We start from the raw sequence: 15063 nt of genomic DNA on the forward strand, positions 1-15063 counted from the left end.
ATATTTTTTTCGATAACCTATTCAAGAAAATGCGAAGAAGTATTGGTCGAATTTGAAGGCGGAAATCCCGAAAAACCGGTTGTCATCGGAGCGATGTTTCATGGTCAAGGAAAATCGGGTCATGGAGGTGCAGGAAACTTTATGAAAGGATTTCAAACGCCGAGTGGAAACCGTCTGCAATTGAATGACCAAGATGGGAGTGTTTTGCTAACCGACCAAGGAACTTGTGACTGGAAAATGGACGGATCTGGGAATATGTCCGCATCAGCCAATGCCTCAATTGCTCTAACAGTTGGTGGCTCAAAAGAATCTCCCGATGGAAATTCAAAACTTGGAATGGTTGGAAACATCGTCGATTTGACTTCCAAAAATGAAATCAACCTTACAGCAGATACAAAAATAACGTTAACTGTTGGAGATAGTACAATTGTAATGACAACTGATACTATTACAATTCAATCTGAAACAGTAAAAGTGATTGGAACAAGTCTTACGGAATTAGGAAAAGATGGCGCAGATGCTGGTGTGAAAATCGACTCAAACGTGACCATCAAAGGAAGTCAGGTTGATATTAATTAAAAGAAGAAAATTGAAAACATATAGAATAGAACCAGGAGATACGCTTCAAAGCATGTCAGAAAAATTTGGAATTACACCCGTTGAATTAAAAGCCTTTCATAATACCCGTTGTGAGTTAAAAGATTTAATTGGTGGAAATGATTTCCCAAAACATCTAAATGAAATTTTAATCGATGAAAATTGGAAGGAGGTTTCAATAGAATTAATAAAATCTGATGATGATAAAGAAGTTGAAAAAATTGAATTTGAACATCAAGCAAGGTATAGATGTGAGCAAAATAATTTAATATTAATCGATGGTAAACCCTCATTTTCAGCTCAAATTAAAACACAATACCTACTTTCAAAAAACAAAAGTGCTAGTAATTATAAATTGAATGTACAATTAGAAGATTATGTAACATCAATACAGCCTCAAAATATGGAAGAAGCGTTTGACTTAATTAAACATATCGAACTAATTAGGGACAACATTTCTTTCGTCTATCATAACGGAAAAATCGAAAAAATACTAAATTTCAATGATTTAAATAAAAAATGGAACATCTTTATAAATGAAACTTCTACCTCAGTTCCTTTTTTTAATGAATTAAAAAGTAAGTCTCCCGAAATAATAAATGATTTTATAGAAAATGGGAAAAAAGAGTTTTCTAATGAAAATATTTTTTGTGACGTAATAAGTAAAAATTTATTTTTTCACTTGTTATTAGATATATATAACAAAGAAAAAAAAGACGAATATTCTTTTAGTCAAATGTCACAGATTTTTCCAGAAGTGTTATTGAAAATAAATGTAGTAAAAACCTTAGTTTGTGATAATGAAAATTCTACAACTTATAGATTAGTAGGTAATTTAAATAAGGATAGCGTTAAAATGAATGCAATCAAGAATCTTTACGAACAATTATATCAACCAATTATAAAGTTTTCTTTTACAGAGTTTGATTTCATCTATCGCATAACTTATGAATTAGAAAAAGAAACTAATGTTCTATTAAATGCTTCTGTTTCCATAAAAGAATCTGTGAAAAATAATTATGATGTTATTACTAAATATGAACTTAGAAAAGTAGAATTATAAAGATGAATGTTCAGAGGCAAAATATAGGAAAAGCATATTATCATCAGCAAATGATTAAAATAGCATATGCTTATCTACCCATATTTTCAATTATTGTTTTAGTGTGTTCCGCTTTTGAAAAATTAAGATTTTTTTTATATCTCACAGTGGTAGGAGCATCTTATGGATATATTCTCAATCAAATGAAGAAAAAACATATCATGATTGAGTTTAGAGAAAATGATATAATGGTAGATAAGTCTTCCTACAATTTTAAGGATATAGAAAGTTATTATCTCTCTTTACCTTTAAATGAGTTATTAATGTTAAGAATAAGAACCCAAGGTCAAGAGGATTTAGCTATTTATGTTGATAAAGATTTAAGGGAAACAATTGAAATATTTTTTAATAAACATTCTATAAAATCTCAGAAAATTAGTTACGATAATTATTTACAATACGGACATTTAATTTTCGCAGTTCTATGTATTTGTTTATGTGGATTAATGTTAACAATATATAATTTTTTTTATTATAAAATTTTAAATTAAGAAAAGTAGAATTATAAAGATGAATGTTCAGAGACAAAATATAGGAAAAGCATATTATCATCAGCAAATGATTAAAATGGCATATGCTTATCTACCCATATTTTCAATTATTGTTTTAGTGTGTTCTGCTTTTGATAAATTAAGATTTTTTTTATATCTCACAGTGATGTAAATCCATTTCAACCATCTGAAAATTACTGGGAATCAATTTCTTTTTTTGAAAATGAATTATTAAAAGAACTTCCTATGAAAGACAAGTTCACAAAAATGGATTCAATCATAAACTTTTCAGCAACTCGTTTTCCTTACCTATTGCTTTTAATTTTTGCTAGTTTTATTATTGGTTAAATTCTGTACATTCTGAATTAAAAATATTATGTTAATACTTAAAGTTAGATCACTAGGATGGAAAACACTACTACTAAATATCGTAGCGGTATCCATTCCTTTATTCTTTATCGTTTATTTTGGAAATTCAATTTCTTCCACAACAAATCAAACTTATTTTGTAATTACAAGCTTGTCCATTCTAGGAATTTTGAATTACCTAATTGTAAAAAATGGATCAAAACCAACAGAAATAAAGATCACCAATGATTCTATACATATCACAAACAACAACAACAAAGATATTATCCATTGTAGTTTTGATGAAATTAGCGAATACAATATATACAGATTCATCAATAATAGAGCTGGATATATAGTAAGATTAAAAACTGATAAGTTCCATTATCATTCGCTATTAACTTGGGAAAGCTTTGATAAATCAACGAGTAAAGAAATTTCAAATTTTCAGGAGTTACAATCAATTTTAAATTCGAAACTTTCAGTTAAAAAAAAGACATCTAAAATAGATTTAATCTATAAATTTTTGTCAGTATCTCCCTATATTATTTTGGGACTTTCACTGATACTATTGATTAGTTTATTCATTTACATATTTAATACATAAAACTTTGAAAGGGAGAGCAAATAGTACTTAAAAATTTATAGAAAATTATTTTATTTAACATCAACCTTAATTTACTAACCAATGAAGAAGACAATCACATTTATAATAGGAATCATCGCTTTGGGTTTCTTCATCTTAATCATCAAAAATAATTTTTTCAATGAATCAAATGATCCATTTTTAGAGAAGGGATTTCAAGCTTATGAAAATAAAAATTATAATGAAGCAATTCTTTATTTTGAAAAAGTTGATATCAATAAAAATAAAATAATTTCAGGATATTTAGGTGATTCTTATTTACAGATAGAAGAATATGTTCCAGCTCAAAAATATTTACTAAAAGCCTATACCGAAAAAACAGACGAGCCGCAATATTTCAAAAATACCGTCAACAACCTAGCGTTATCTTATCTCATGCTAAACGATACGATAAATGCTTTAAAATACTTTAAAGAAGGCGCAGATTTAGGGAATCCTTCTAGTATTCAAAACCTAGAATTACTTGAACAAACTATGCATCCAATCACCCCTGTGAGTTCGCAATAATTTGATTTAAAACTTTACTCGCAATCTCCAAGTCTTTCTCCGCTATACCCTCTAAAGCCATTGCTCTATTCTCGATGACAATTTTTTGAACATCTTGAATGATTCGCTCTCCAGTAGGGGTTATTTTAAGGATAAATTTTCGACGATCTTGCGGATTGACTTTCTTTTTGACGTATTTAGATTTCTCCAAAATATCAATAATTCGAGTTACAGAGGCATTATCTTTGAAAACCATTTCCGCGATTTCTTGTTGCATAGCGCCCGGATGATCCATCAACACCTTTAAAATCAACCATTGATCAATCGTAATACTATATCCCTTTTCTCTTAGTCTCTTTTGAGCAAATACGCGGTAACTTCTGATGGACTTATCCATCGTATAAAATAGTATGTTTTCAAGTTTTTCCATGGTATGTTTGATTTCTAACAAAAATAGGAATTCTTAGTTGTCCTATCAAATAATTTAAAATCGATGGTTTTGAAGATTTCATCAATTCTATGAAATTGACTACCTTTGCAAACGTTAAAAATCAGCATAAAAATGATACAAGAAGAACTAAAACGATTAGGTTTAAACGAGATAAATGAAGGTACGTCAACTGGGCAAAATTGGTTTTCAAATGGAGAAATCCTTGAATCCTATTCACCTGCAGACGGACAATTAATTGGAAAAGTAAAAGCTTCGACAAAAGAAGATTATGAAAAAGCGATTGCCTCTGCGCAAGAAGCCTTCAAAACTTGGAGAGCTACTCCTGCTCCACTTCGCGGCGAAATTGTACGTCAATTCGGAGAGAAATTAAGAGCCTACAAAGCAGACTTAGGGAAATTGGTTTCGTATGAAATGGGGAAATCTTACCAAGAAGGTTTGGGAGAAGTTCAAGAGATGATCGACATCTGTGATTTCGCAGTAGGTCAATCTCGCCAATTATATGGATTAACCATGCACTCTGAGCGCCCTGGTCACAGAATGTACGAACAATACCATCCACTTGGAATCGTTGGAGTTATTTCGGCTTTCAACTTCCCAGTTGCGGTATGGTCTTGGAACGCAGCTTTGGCTTGGGTTTGTGGTGACGTTGTCGTTTGGAAACCAAGTGAAAAAACACCTTTGTGTGGAGTTGCTTGTCAAAAAATCATTCAAGAAGTTTTAAAAGAAAACAATTTACCAGAAGGAATATCTGTTTTGATTAACGGAGATTACAAAATTGGCGAATTGATGTCAAAAGATACAAGAGTTCCATTGGTTTCTGCAACGGGTTCAACTCGTATGGGTAAAATAGTTGCGCAAGAAGTGGCAGCTCGTTTAGGAAAATCTTTGTTGGAATTAGGAGGAAACAATGCCATCATCGTTACACCTGACTCTGATTTGAAAATGACCGTAATCGGTGCAGTATTTGGAGCAGTTGGGACTGCTGGACAAAGATGTACTTCTACTCGTCGTTTGATTATTCACGAATCGATTTATGACAAAGTAAAAGATGCTATTGTTGCAGCTTATGGTCAATTGAGAATTGGAAATCCATTGGATCAAAACAATCACGTTGGACCATTGATTGATAAAGATGCCGTAAATACGTATTTAGCGGCTTTGGATAAAGTAAAAGAACAAGGTGGAAATATTGTTGTAGAAGGAGGAGTTTTGGAAGGTGCCGGATACGAAAGCGGATGTTACGTTAAACCTGCCATTGCCGAAGTGAAAAATGAATTGGAAATTGTTCAGCATGAAACCTTTGCTCCTATTTTGTATTTGATTAAATATTCTGGCGATGTTGAAAATGCAATCGAACTTCAAAATGGTGTAGCACAAGGATTGTCTTCTGCCATTATGACCAATAATTTACGCGAAGCAGAAAAATTCTTAAGTGCTGCTGGTTCAGATTGTGGAATTGCCAACGTAAACATCGGTACTTCAGGTGCTGAAATTGGAGGTGCTTTTGGAGGTGAAAAAGAAACTGGAGGTGGACGTGAGTCTGGATCTGATGCTTGGAAAATCTATATGCGTAGACAAACCAATACCATCAATTACACAACCAATTTACCATTGGCACAAGGAATTAAATTTGATTTATAATATTTCAAATAGATAAATAGAAAAGCGAGATTCATTGATTTCGCTTTTTTTTTGATTATAATCCAACTGAAAATACTATTTTTATTACAACCTAAAAACTTAAACATGGCAGTATTTAATTTTTTCAAAAATGAATTTATTGAAGTAATTGAATGGGTTGACAGTACTTCTGACACTGTTATTTGGAAATTCCCTGACTATAAAAATGATATAAAAGATGGAGCCAAATTGATCGTCAGAGAAAGTCAAGTTGCAGTTTTAATCCATGAAGGACAATTTGGCGATTTATATAAAAGTGGCAATTATGAGTTAAACACTCAAAATATGCCTATTCTAACCACTTTAAAATCTTGGAAATATGCTTTTAATTCTCCTTTTAAAGTAGATGTTTACTTCATCAACACAAAACAATTTACAAATTTGAAATGGGGCACTTCCTCTCCAATATTCTTTAAAGACAATGAATTAGGAAAAATCAGACTGAAATCTTTTGGTAACTATTCAATACGAGTTACAGATCCAAAAAAGTTCATCCTTGAATTTTCAGGAACCAATCCATTTGTAAAAATAAATTTTATTGAAAATACAGTTTCCAAGATGATTGCAAGCCAGTTTGCTGATGAAATTTCCGAAGCGCAGATTTCCCTATTTGATTTGGCTCAAAATTTCAATGAATTGGGAACTAAATTCAAAGACAATTTTCAAGACGAATTTGCCAATTTCGGATTGGAATTAGAAAAATTTTATATTGAAAGCGTATCTCTTCCGGAAGAAGTAGAACAAATGATTGACAAAAGTTCTCAACTAAACATACTGAAAGATAAACTACAAGATTTCAGCAAATTACAAACTGGAGTTGCCATTGAAAAAATTTCAGAGAACCAAGGCGCAGGTGCACTTGGTGCGAGTGTGCTACTTAACGCAATGCCAAAACTCAATTCACAAATAAATGAAAGTTCTAATTCCAATGATCTACTCGATTTATTGAAAAAACTCAAAGATTTTAAAAATCAAGGAATTATTTCAGAAAAAGAATTTGAATCAAAAAAAGCAGAAATTTTAAAAAAGCTTTAGATGAGTCATTTTAGAGAATACAAATGTAAAAATTGTGGATCTGAACTCAATTTTGATGCAGATGCTGGATCCTTAAAATGTCTTCATTGTGCAAATCAAATTGAAATTTTCACCGATATTCCTTTGGCTTGTGAAGAAAATATTTCCCGTTTTAAGAATATTGCGGAAAATTTTGAAGCCAAAACCCCGCATGTACATAATCTAAACTGTACAAAATGCGGTTCAACTATTGAACTAAGCGAAAATATTGCATTTGTAGAATGTTCCAATTGCAAAGCGAATTTAGTTAATCTTAATGCTTACAAATTTCAAGAAATTCAACCAACAGGTATCGTCCCATTTCAAATTTCGAAAGCAAAAGCGATTCAAATTTTTCAAAATTGGATTGTTGAAGGAATTTGGTACGATGCAGACCTAAAAAAAGTTTCAATCATCCATAATTTAAGCGCGTATTATGTTCCTTTTTGGTCATTTAACGCACAAACCGATTCAGTTTGGACTGGATATTCAGGAAAATATGTCAAAAAAAAATTAGATAAAAGTGAACTCCACAACATGGATGTAGTGTGGAAATTAAAAATTGGCACCTATTCTCATAATTTTAAAAATTTATTGATTTGTGCCAGTACACATTTTCTTGGCAAAATAAATCACCTAGGTCCGTATAATTTAGATAATTTGAAACCATTTAATTTCGATTATATAGTAGGCTGGGATTCTTCCGCATTTGATCGCGATATGAATGAATCATTTGAAGAATTTAAAAAAAATATGAATCAATACATTCAAACAAAATGTGAAGCAAAATTAAAAGATGATACTTTCAAAGATTTAGCTATTCAAACTTTTTATAGCAACGAAACCTTCTATCTTATATTAGTTCCTATTTGGGAATGTAATTATTTCTATAAAGGCAAACTTTATAATTTTGTAATAAATGGTCAATCTGGTGAAATTCAAGGCACGAAACCAATATCTAAATCTTGTCTATTATTTTTGATAATCATCTTTTTGTTACTTTTTGGACTTTTTTTATTAATTCTTCTTTAGTAACAAATCAGCATTTAATTTATTCATAACGCGTTCCAATTCCTCATCCTTCTGCGTTCCAATGAGTAATCCATCTCCATTTTTCAGTAAGAGTTGTAAACCTTTATTTCCTTTCACATTATAAGCTTTTCCATTTCGCCCAAGACGTATTCCCCATCCGCCATAATCCATCAATGGAGAATATTTTTTCACTTCGATCTGAGAAATAGAATCCCAAGAATAGAATTTTGGCTTCCAATGAACTGGAAAATACTTTACCCAAACACCCTTCTCATCAATTTTCGTTTCCAATCGAAGAATGAGAAACAGCAAAATCACCAATGAAAGAATGACAAATCCCCAAAGTTGACTAGAACTCAAACTAATGCCAGATTGATAAGTTTCCCAAATCGGTTGAACGGTAAAACCAAAAATCACAATCAATAAAATCCATACCCACCATTGATTGAATCTTTGGGTTTCTTGAAATTGAATTTTGTTCATTACATGCAAATTTCCTTTAATATACGAAATAATTGGCAAAAATTAACATCATTTTGTATTTTTACAAAAAACCTATTTCTTGCTAACACCCTTAGAAATACTTCATAAAAATTGGGGTTATCAAACATTTAAGGAACCTCAACAGAATATTATTGAGTCTATCTTAGACAATCAACATACATTGGCAATCTTGCCAACTGGCGGTGGAAAATCGATTTGTTATCAAGTTCCAGCTCTTTTAAAACCAGGTTTAACATTGGTTATATCACCCCTTATTGCGCTGATGCAGGATCAAGTTTTACAACTTCAAAATCGTGAAATTGGAGCAGAATTGATCAATTCCCAATTGACTCCAGAAGAAATTGCTGTCGTTTTGGCAAAAGCATCTTTGGGACAAATTAAGTTGTTGTATGTCGCACCAGAACGTTTGCAGAAACGCTCTTTTGTTCAAAGCTTAATGAATTTACCCATTGATTTAATAGCAGTGGATGAAGCTCATTGCATTGCACAATGGGGACACGACTTTAGACCATCCTATTTAAAAATTAATTCGATTCGAAGTCTTTTTCCCAATACCCCAATATTGGCTTTAACCGCTACGGCAACACCCAAAATTCAAGAGGAAATTTTGACAAGTCTGGCCATTCCAGATGCCAAAGTTTTCAAACAAACCTTGAAACGAACCAATCTTGTGTACAAGGTCGTTCCTTCCCAAAATGAATTGGATGATTTGCTGTATTATCTAAAGAAAAATCCGGGACCTGGAATTGTTTTTACACGTACAAGGAAACAAACATTTGAAGTCGCCACCTATTTGCAAGAAAAAGGAATGAATGCCGACTTTTTCCATGCGAAATTACCCATCGAAGAAAAAAAAGCCAAACAAGATATTTGGACCAAAAGTTCCAACCAAATCATGGTTTCGACCAATGCATTTGGAATGGGAATTGACAAATCCAATGTTCGGATTGTGGTCCATATGGATTTACCCACAAGCTTGGAAGCCTATGTTCAAGAAGCGGGTCGTGCTGGACGGGATTTGGAACCTTCAGAAGCTATTTTGTTGCTCAAACCTTCTGCGCAAGAAGAAATCGAGAAAATTTTCAAGTCTAGTTTGCCTACCAAAGAAGAATTTGAATGGACAGAACGACTTTTTTATAATTACTTCGAAATTGGGGAAAACGAACGTCCAGAAAATAAAATGGAATTTCTATTTCAAGAATTTATTCAGAAATTTTCCTTGAATAAAAATAAAACCTTAAAAATACTTGATTTCCTCGAGCGAAAAGAAGTTATTACCATACAACCTTCTTCTAGTTATAGCAGTGTTCAAGTATTTGTCAATCCCAAAAACATTCAATTCACAAAATCATTGCATTATGGTGTCATTGAATATTTGGTGAGAAAACATCCAGGTATACAAAATAATTGGAAGGGAATCTCTGAATTTGCTCTTGCGCGTGAGCTCAACAAACCCTTAAAGAAAATCAAAAAAGCTTTACGAAAACTGAGTGATTCGGGGTACATCCAATACAAAAGTCAGGAAGTACAATGGGTGAGTTTTAACCGCCCTAGAGAATCCAATTTTATCAAAAATACGTTGTGGCGTGAATTTGAATCCTTGCAAGTTTCGCAATGGAAGAAACTTCAAGACATGATTTATTACGCTCAACAAGATGAGCATTGTCGTGAAAAAATGATTTTGCGTTATTTTGGTGAGAAACCAATCCAATCTTGTGGAAAATGCGATGTTTGTCTTCAAGTTCAGCCTAGTCTAAATCCAGAAATGATCTTGAATTATCTTTCAGATTCTCCCAAAACCATTCAAGAAGTCCTATTACATTTCCTAAATTTGCCAAAAGAATCAGTGCTTGAGATTTTATCGCAATTAGCAGATGAAAATCTGATTGAAAAAACAGGAATTGATTCATTTCAAAAAAAGCAATAAATGAAAGTAGTTTTTATGGGTACGCCGGAATTTGCGGCGATATGTTTGGATAGAATTATTGAAAGTGAACATCAAGTTGTGGGCGTAGTGACCGTTCCCGATAAACCAGCGGGAAGAGGACAAAAATTGACTCAATCTGCCGTAGCAAAATTGGCAATCGAGAAAAACATTCCTTTGCTGCAACCCGAAAAACTGAGAAATCCTGAATTCATTGAAAATTTAAAAAAACTAGATGCTGATGCTTTTGTCGTTGTGGCGTTTCGTATGCTACCAAAAGATGTTTGGCAAATTCCAGAAAAGGGAACCTTTAATCTACATGCATCCTTATTGCCTCAATACCGTGGAGCTGCTCCTATCAATTGGGCTATTATCAATGGAGAAACGGAAACAGGTGTAACTACTTTTTTAATTGACGAAAAAATTGATACAGGAAATATTCTTTTGAAAGAAACAACTCCGATTACGGATGAGGACAATGTCGGAACCTTGCATGATCGTTTAGCAGAAATTGGGAAAGAATTAATCATCAAAACGCTAGATGGATTAGAAAAAAACGAATTAACACCTCAACCTCAAGAAAATCCATCCGAATTGAAATCGGCTTATAAAATTTTCAAGGAAGATTGTCAAATTGATTGGAACGAATCCTTAATTCAAATACATAATAAAATTCGAGGACTATCACCTTATCCAGCAGCCTGGACATTCATTCAAAAAGATGAGGAAATCAAATCCATGAAAATTTTCAAAGGTCATTTTAAATATGCAGCCACCTCAGAATCTGAATGGAATAAGATTGAATTTATTCAAAATCAAATCCGAATTACGTTGAAAGAGGGCTATTATTTCCTAGATGAATTACAACCAGAAGGTAAAAAAAGAATGAGTTCAAAGGATTTTATCAATGGTTTACAAGATAAAACGGGCTGGAAAATCCCGCTATCTACATGATTTTAAGCCATTTTATTAACAAATAGGCGCATTTTTCAACAAAAACATGATTTTTTTCAGCTCAAAAGTTGCATGAATAAAGGATTCTTATATATTTGCTTATAAATAAATCAATTAAAAATCTTCAAATTATGAACAAATCAGAATTAATCGACGCAATGGCAGCTGACGCTGGCATCTCAAAAGCAGCAGCAAAAAAAGCATTGGATTCATTTACAGACAATGTAACGAAATCTTTGAAAAAAGGAGATAAAGTTTCATTAGTTGGATTTGGAACATTCTCAACTTCAAAAAGAAGTGCAAGAAATGGTATCAATCCACAAACGAAAAAAACGATTAAAATCGCTGCAAAAACAGTAGCTAAGTTTAAAGCTGGATCTGAATTATCTGCAGCAGTCGATGGAAAGAAAAAATAATCTTTTCCAATAGATTACAAAAAATCCCTTTTTTAACGAAAAAGGGATTTTTTTATAGTAAATAATTAAGGTGCCAAACGCTCTTTGACCCATTTACCATCTTCTAGAAGATATCGTAATCGATCATGTAAACGACTAGGTCTTCCTTGCCAAAATTCTATTTCAACAGGCTTCACCAAATAACCACCCCAATAAGCTGGACGAGGAATCTCTTTGCCTTCATAGTTGCTCAAAATTTTCTCCACTTCTTCTTCCAAATTCACATCGAAATCTAGAATCGAACTTTGTTGAGAAACCAAGGCTCCAGCTTGACTTTCTCTTGGTCGTTTTTGAAAATATTCGTCGGAGTTTTTTCCATCTAACTTTTCTGCAATTCCCTTGATGATAATTTGTTGTTCCAAATTTTCCCAAAAAAATGACAAACAAACCTTTGAATTACCCGAAATACCTTTCCCCTTTTCGCTTTCATAATTAGTGTAAAAACTAAATCCTTCATTGCTAGCTTCTCGCAATAAAACAATTCTAGATTTAGGAAAACCATTTACACCTATGGTAGCTAAATTCATAGCATAAGGTTCGGAAATTTTGGATGATTCCATTGCATTTGCAAACCAAATGTTAAATAATTCCATCGGATTATCAGATACTTGGGTGAAATTTATAAAGTTTTGTGAATAATCTTTTCTTTTATCTCTAAGGTCTTGCTTCATGTTATTTTTTTTTTATCTTTATCAAACCGACGTTAATAAAAATCAAAATTAGTGCAAATTAAAACGATTACAAAAGGCAATATTCTTCTTGCGCAACCAGCATTAAATGATAGCACATTTAATAGAACTGTCGTTTTAATTACAGATCATTGCGAAAAAGGATCTATTGGTTTTATCTTAAACAAACCTATGATTCATTCGGTGAATTTATTTGTTGATGAATTAGAATCGCACAACACAGTTTACGAAGGTGGTCCCGTGGAAACCGAAAACCTCTATTATCTTCATAGCAGACCCGATTTAATTGCGAACAGTGAACATATTTGCAAAAATCTTTATTGGTCTGGTGATTACCAAGATGTCAAAAAAGCCATCAATTCTGGTTTGATTTCAGAAAGTGAAATTCGCTTTTATTTGGGTTATAGCGGTTGGGGTAAACAACAATTGGAGAACGAAGTGGAAGACAATGCTTGGATAATTGTTAACGAAGATGTCGATATATTTCAAGATTGGGACAACAATTTGTGGAAACTTCAAATGAAAAAATTGGGTGGCGAGCATTTGCTTTGGCTAAATACACCCGCCGACCCTTCTATGAATTAAACCAAATTGGAATTTAACAACTTAAAAATTTCCTCGGTTTTTCTTGTATCGTATGTTTTCTTACGATTTTGATGGATGGATTGGATGCCTTCACTTTCCACTAGAATAAACATTTCATCCGATTTTTGAAGCTCAAACGGAAAAATTTCAGATTCTTCAAATGTAAATTCATCGGATTTCTCCAACAATTGTCCCAAATAATTACGCGTTATACTTCGAATTCCACCTTCTGATAGTTTGGGCGTTTTTACTTGGTTACCCTGAATGATGAAAGGCGTACCCAAAAGGGTTCTTGCAATTCTTTTTTCCGGATTTAGCAAAACCAAATCTTGGTATTCGTTTTCCTGGCTATAAGCAACTGCAATTATTTCTTCTGGTTTATGAGAATTTACTTGGGTGTAGAAACTAGGGTTGATTGTGTAATCCTTGAAAACATCAATTTCTGCTTGATTTCTATTCCAATAATATTCAGAATTTTGATTTTCTTGAACGATTTCAATTAAATAAGAAATGGAAGCTTTGGTCAAAAGCTCGTCCTGATCTGCATTTCTATAAACCGAAATTCGAATTTTTGCTTGTTGAATTGAATTTTCCTTTAGAACTCTTTGAATTTCCTCTGCTAAAAATTCTTGGGTAAAAGACAAAGGAATTTTCATTCTAAAAATACGCATGGAAGCCATTAAATTAAAATAATGTTCTTCCCAAAGAAGAATTTTCCCGTCGGATACTTTGGCGTATTCCGCCAAATAATCACCATAAAGAAATGCGCGATTGAGTGAACCAAAAAGCGCATTTTTATCTTCGAAAAAACTTCCGTTGAATATAAATTTCACGAAATTATTTTTTATTGTGATCCTAAAATTTTCTTCAAATCTTCAATTTGACTTTCCCATAATTGCTTTGCCTCTTCGACTTCATCTGAATCGGCAAAATCAGTAATCATCAAAGAAACATCACCGGTTAAATCGTCTTCAATAATGTTCAATTCAAAGAAATATTTGGTGTCTTCGTCTTCCTCCCATTGAAATCTCACATAGGTATCTTGCTTACTTTTCATCAAAAAAGCAGATTGTTCATCTCCGTCCCAAATAAAAGAATATTTTTCTCCACGTGAATTTACATTATCTGCGAACCATTCCGAAAGCCCAGAAGGGTTTGATATATAATTGTAAAGTAATGAAGGTGATGCTTTTATAACAAATTCTGCTTGAAATTTTTCTTTCGCCATTTTCTTTAAAATTGGGTTGCAATATATAAAATACCCTAGTTACTCCAAACATTTTTTTAGATATGTTTTGAAGATTTGTCAGAACATCCTATATTTGCAGTCCTTTTAAGAGAGGAATTAGCAATTGAAAAGGTTTTCAAATCCGCTAATAGCTTCAAAAAATAAGAGTTATGACTTATTTTCTTAAAAGAATTCGCAAGAAAAGAATGTTTATCATTCGAAATTAAAAATTGCGAGATTGCTCAAAAGGTTAGAGCGCAGGATTCATATCCGCCGCGGCGGACGGGGATTCAAAACTCAAACTTTTGAAATAATATACGGCGAGATAGCTCAGATGGTTAGAGCGCAGGATTCATAACCCTGAGGTCGGGGGTTCAATTCCCCCTTTCGCTACTACAAAGGGATTCAGATATGAGTCCCTTTTTTTTGTGTAAAACTTAACCTAACCTTTATGCCATTTACAGTATACGTTCTATTTTCTGAACAATATTCCAAGCATTACACCGGATTTACGTCTGATTTGGAAAATCGATTAAATTCTCACAATGAATTTGGGAAAGATTGGACTGCTCGATATAGACCTTGGAAACTGATTTACACGAAAATATTTGATTCCAAAAAAGAAGCATTAGAGCATGAAAAATGGTTGAAGTCAGGGGTCGGTAGAGATTTCATCAAATCAATTCCCCACTAAATACGCAGGATTCATATCCGCCGCGGCGGACGGGGGTTCAATTCCCCCTTTCGCTACTACAAAGGGATTCAGATATGAGTCCCTTTTTTTTGTGTAAAACTTAACCTAACCTTTATGCCATTTACAGTATACGTTCTATTTTCT

Annotated in this window: 18 protein-coding genes and 1 tRNA gene; 14 read left to right on the forward strand and 5 right to left on the reverse strand. The window is 32.7% G+C overall.

From position 1 onward, the window contains the following. Nucleotides 1–42: 42 nt before the first annotated feature. From ABID46_RS08880 to ABID46_RS08900, 5 genes are all read left to right on the forward strand, one after another. Nucleotides 43–579: a hypothetical protein gene (locus ABID46_RS08880; protein WP_354509203.1), complete on the forward strand. Its 537-nt coding sequence runs from the start codon at nucleotides 43–45 to the stop codon at nucleotides 577–579. A 10-nt stretch (nucleotides 580–589) separates the two neighbouring features. Beyond that, nucleotides 590–1660, forward strand: coding sequence for a hypothetical protein (locus ABID46_RS08885; protein WP_354509205.1), 1071 nt, complete (start codon nucleotides 590–592; stop codon nucleotides 1658–1660). A gap of 2 nt (nucleotides 1661–1662) precedes the next feature. Further along, nucleotides 1663–2190, forward strand: a complete 528-nt coding sequence (locus ABID46_RS08890; RefSeq protein ID WP_354509207.1) for a hypothetical protein — start codon at nucleotides 1663–1665, stop codon at nucleotides 2188–2190. 376 nt (nucleotides 2191–2566) lie between these two features. Next, nucleotides 2567–3145: a hypothetical protein gene (locus ABID46_RS08895; RefSeq protein WP_354509209.1), complete on the forward strand. Its 579-nt coding sequence runs from the start codon at nucleotides 2567–2569 to the stop codon at nucleotides 3143–3145. 81 nt (nucleotides 3146–3226) lie between these two features. Further along, complete coding sequence (locus ABID46_RS08900) at nucleotides 3227–3691, forward strand: tetratricopeptide repeat protein (RefSeq protein ID WP_354509211.1); 465 nt, start codon at nucleotides 3227–3229, stop codon at nucleotides 3689–3691. Here ABID46_RS08900 and ABID46_RS08905 read toward each other — a convergent pair. Further along, nucleotides 3669–4100, reverse strand: coding sequence for a MarR family winged helix-turn-helix transcriptional regulator (locus tag ABID46_RS08905; protein WP_354509214.1), 432 nt, complete (start codon nucleotides 4098–4100; stop codon nucleotides 3669–3671). The genes ABID46_RS08900 and ABID46_RS08905 overlap by 23 nt on opposite strands. Before the next feature lie 132 nt (nucleotides 4101–4232). Here ABID46_RS08905 and amaB point away from each other — a divergent pair, with 132 nt between their 5' ends. From amaB to ABID46_RS08920, 3 genes are all read left to right on the forward strand, one after another. Then, on the forward strand, nucleotides 4233–5762 hold the full coding sequence (gene amaB, locus ABID46_RS08910) for an L-piperidine-6-carboxylate dehydrogenase (RefSeq protein ID WP_354509216.1): 1530 nt from the start codon (nucleotides 4233–4235) through the stop codon (nucleotides 5760–5762). A 105-nt stretch (nucleotides 5763–5867) separates the two neighbouring features. Continuing rightward, a complete protein-coding gene (locus ABID46_RS08915; protein ID WP_354509218.1) occupies nucleotides 5868–6836 on the forward strand; it encodes an SPFH domain-containing protein in 969 nt (322 codons plus the stop codon). A 123-nt stretch (nucleotides 6837–6959) separates the two neighbouring features. Then, a complete protein-coding gene (locus ABID46_RS08920) occupies nucleotides 6960–7886 on the forward strand; it encodes a hypothetical protein (protein ID WP_354509221.1) in 927 nt (308 codons plus the stop codon). On the opposite strand, the gene ABID46_RS08925 is transcribed toward ABID46_RS08920, so the two are convergent. Next, nucleotides 7872–8369, reverse strand: a complete 498-nt coding sequence (locus ABID46_RS08925) for a hypothetical protein (RefSeq protein WP_354509224.1) — start codon at nucleotides 8367–8369, stop codon at nucleotides 7872–7874. The two genes, ABID46_RS08920 and ABID46_RS08925, sit on opposite strands and share 15 nt — an antisense overlap. Before the next feature lie 79 nt (nucleotides 8370–8448). Between ABID46_RS08925 and ABID46_RS08930 the strand changes: the two genes are divergently transcribed. The 3 genes from ABID46_RS08930 (at nucleotide 8449) to ABID46_RS08940 (ending at nucleotide 11684) form a co-directional block, all read left to right on the forward strand. Beyond that, nucleotides 8449–10317, forward strand: coding sequence for a RecQ family ATP-dependent DNA helicase (locus ABID46_RS08930; RefSeq protein ID WP_354509226.1), 1869 nt, complete (start codon nucleotides 8449–8451; stop codon nucleotides 10315–10317). Further along, on the forward strand, nucleotides 10318–11268 hold the full coding sequence (gene fmt, locus ABID46_RS08935; protein WP_354509229.1) for a methionyl-tRNA formyltransferase: 951 nt from the start codon (nucleotides 10318–10320) through the stop codon (nucleotides 11266–11268). 131 nt (nucleotides 11269–11399) lie between these two features. Then, the gene (locus ABID46_RS08940; RefSeq protein WP_354509231.1) at nucleotides 11400–11684 is read left to right on the forward strand and encodes an HU family DNA-binding protein; all 285 of its coding nucleotides are present in this window, start codon (nucleotides 11400–11402) and stop codon (nucleotides 11682–11684) included. A gap of 65 nt (nucleotides 11685–11749) precedes the next feature. Here ABID46_RS08940 and pdxH read toward each other — a convergent pair whose 3' ends face one another. Beyond that, nucleotides 11750–12394: a pyridoxamine 5'-phosphate oxidase gene (pdxH, locus tag ABID46_RS08945; RefSeq protein WP_354509233.1), complete on the reverse strand. Its 645-nt coding sequence runs from the start codon at nucleotides 12392–12394 to the stop codon at nucleotides 11750–11752. A 51-nt stretch (nucleotides 12395–12445) separates the two neighbouring features. On the opposite strand from pdxH, the gene ABID46_RS08950 reads away from it, so the two are divergent. Continuing rightward, nucleotides 12446–12997 (forward strand): YqgE/AlgH family protein, encoded by a 552-nt coding sequence (locus ABID46_RS08950; RefSeq protein WP_354509235.1) that lies wholly within the window; start codon nucleotides 12446–12448, stop codon nucleotides 12995–12997. Here the strand turns inward: ABID46_RS08950 and ABID46_RS08955 are convergent. Continuing rightward, a complete protein-coding gene (locus tag ABID46_RS08955) occupies nucleotides 12994–13830 on the reverse strand; it encodes an aminotransferase class IV (protein ID WP_354509237.1) in 837 nt (278 codons plus the stop codon). The genes ABID46_RS08950 and ABID46_RS08955 overlap by 4 nt on opposite strands. Nucleotides 13831–13841: 11 nt before the next feature. After that, a complete protein-coding gene (locus ABID46_RS08960; protein ID WP_354509239.1) occupies nucleotides 13842–14225 on the reverse strand; it encodes an START-like domain-containing protein in 384 nt (127 codons plus the stop codon). A 319-nt stretch (nucleotides 14226–14544) separates the two neighbouring features. Between ABID46_RS08960 and ABID46_RS08965 the strand changes: the two genes are divergently transcribed. Beyond that, nucleotides 14545–14618, forward strand: a tRNA-Met gene (locus ABID46_RS08965). A gap of 58 nt (nucleotides 14619–14676) precedes the next feature. Beyond that, the gene (locus ABID46_RS08970) at nucleotides 14677–14919 is read left to right on the forward strand and encodes a GIY-YIG nuclease family protein (RefSeq protein WP_354509241.1); all 243 of its coding nucleotides are present in this window, start codon (nucleotides 14677–14679) and stop codon (nucleotides 14917–14919) included. Nucleotides 14920–15063 lie beyond the last annotated feature (144 nt).

This window comes from Moheibacter stercoris, from assembly GCF_040545805.1.
Lineage (GTDB): Bacteria > Bacteroidota > Bacteroidia > Flavobacteriales > Weeksellaceae > Moheibacter > Moheibacter stercoris.

Coding starts and splice junctions, on each gene's coding strand:
- ABID46_RS08890 (WP_354509207.1), top strand. CDS start 1,663: ATGAATGTTCAGAGGCAAAATATAGGAAAAGCATATTATCATCAGCAA.
- ABID46_RS08895 (WP_354509209.1), top strand. CDS start 2,567: ATGTTAATACTTAAAGTTAGATCACTAGGATGGAAAACACTACTACTA.
- ABID46_RS08900 (WP_354509211.1), top strand. CDS start 3,227: ATGAAGAAGACAATCACATTTATAATAGGAATCATCGCTTTGGGTTTC.
- ABID46_RS08905 (WP_354509214.1), bottom strand. CDS start 4,100: ATGGAAAAACTTGAAAACATACTATTTTATACGATGGATAAGTCCATC.
- amaB (WP_354509216.1), top strand. CDS start 4,233: ATGATACAAGAAGAACTAAAACGATTAGGTTTAAACGAGATAAATGAA.
- ABID46_RS08915 (WP_354509218.1), top strand. CDS start 5,868: ATGGCAGTATTTAATTTTTTCAAAAATGAATTTATTGAAGTAATTGAA.
- ABID46_RS08925 (WP_354509224.1), bottom strand. CDS start 8,369: ATGAACAAAATTCAATTTCAAGAAACCCAAAGATTCAATCAATGGTGG.
- fmt (WP_354509229.1), top strand. CDS start 10,318: ATGAAAGTAGTTTTTATGGGTACGCCGGAATTTGCGGCGATATGTTTG.
- ABID46_RS08940 (WP_354509231.1), top strand. CDS start 11,400: ATGAACAAATCAGAATTAATCGACGCAATGGCAGCTGACGCTGGCATC.
- pdxH (WP_354509233.1), bottom strand. CDS start 12,394: ATGAAGCAAGACCTTAGAGATAAAAGAAAAGATTATTCACAAAACTTT.
- ABID46_RS08960 (WP_354509239.1), bottom strand. CDS start 14,225: ATGGCGAAAGAAAAATTTCAAGCAGAATTTGTTATAAAAGCATCACCT.
- ABID46_RS08970 (WP_354509241.1), top strand. CDS start 14,677: ATGCCATTTACAGTATACGTTCTATTTTCTGAACAATATTCCAAGCAT.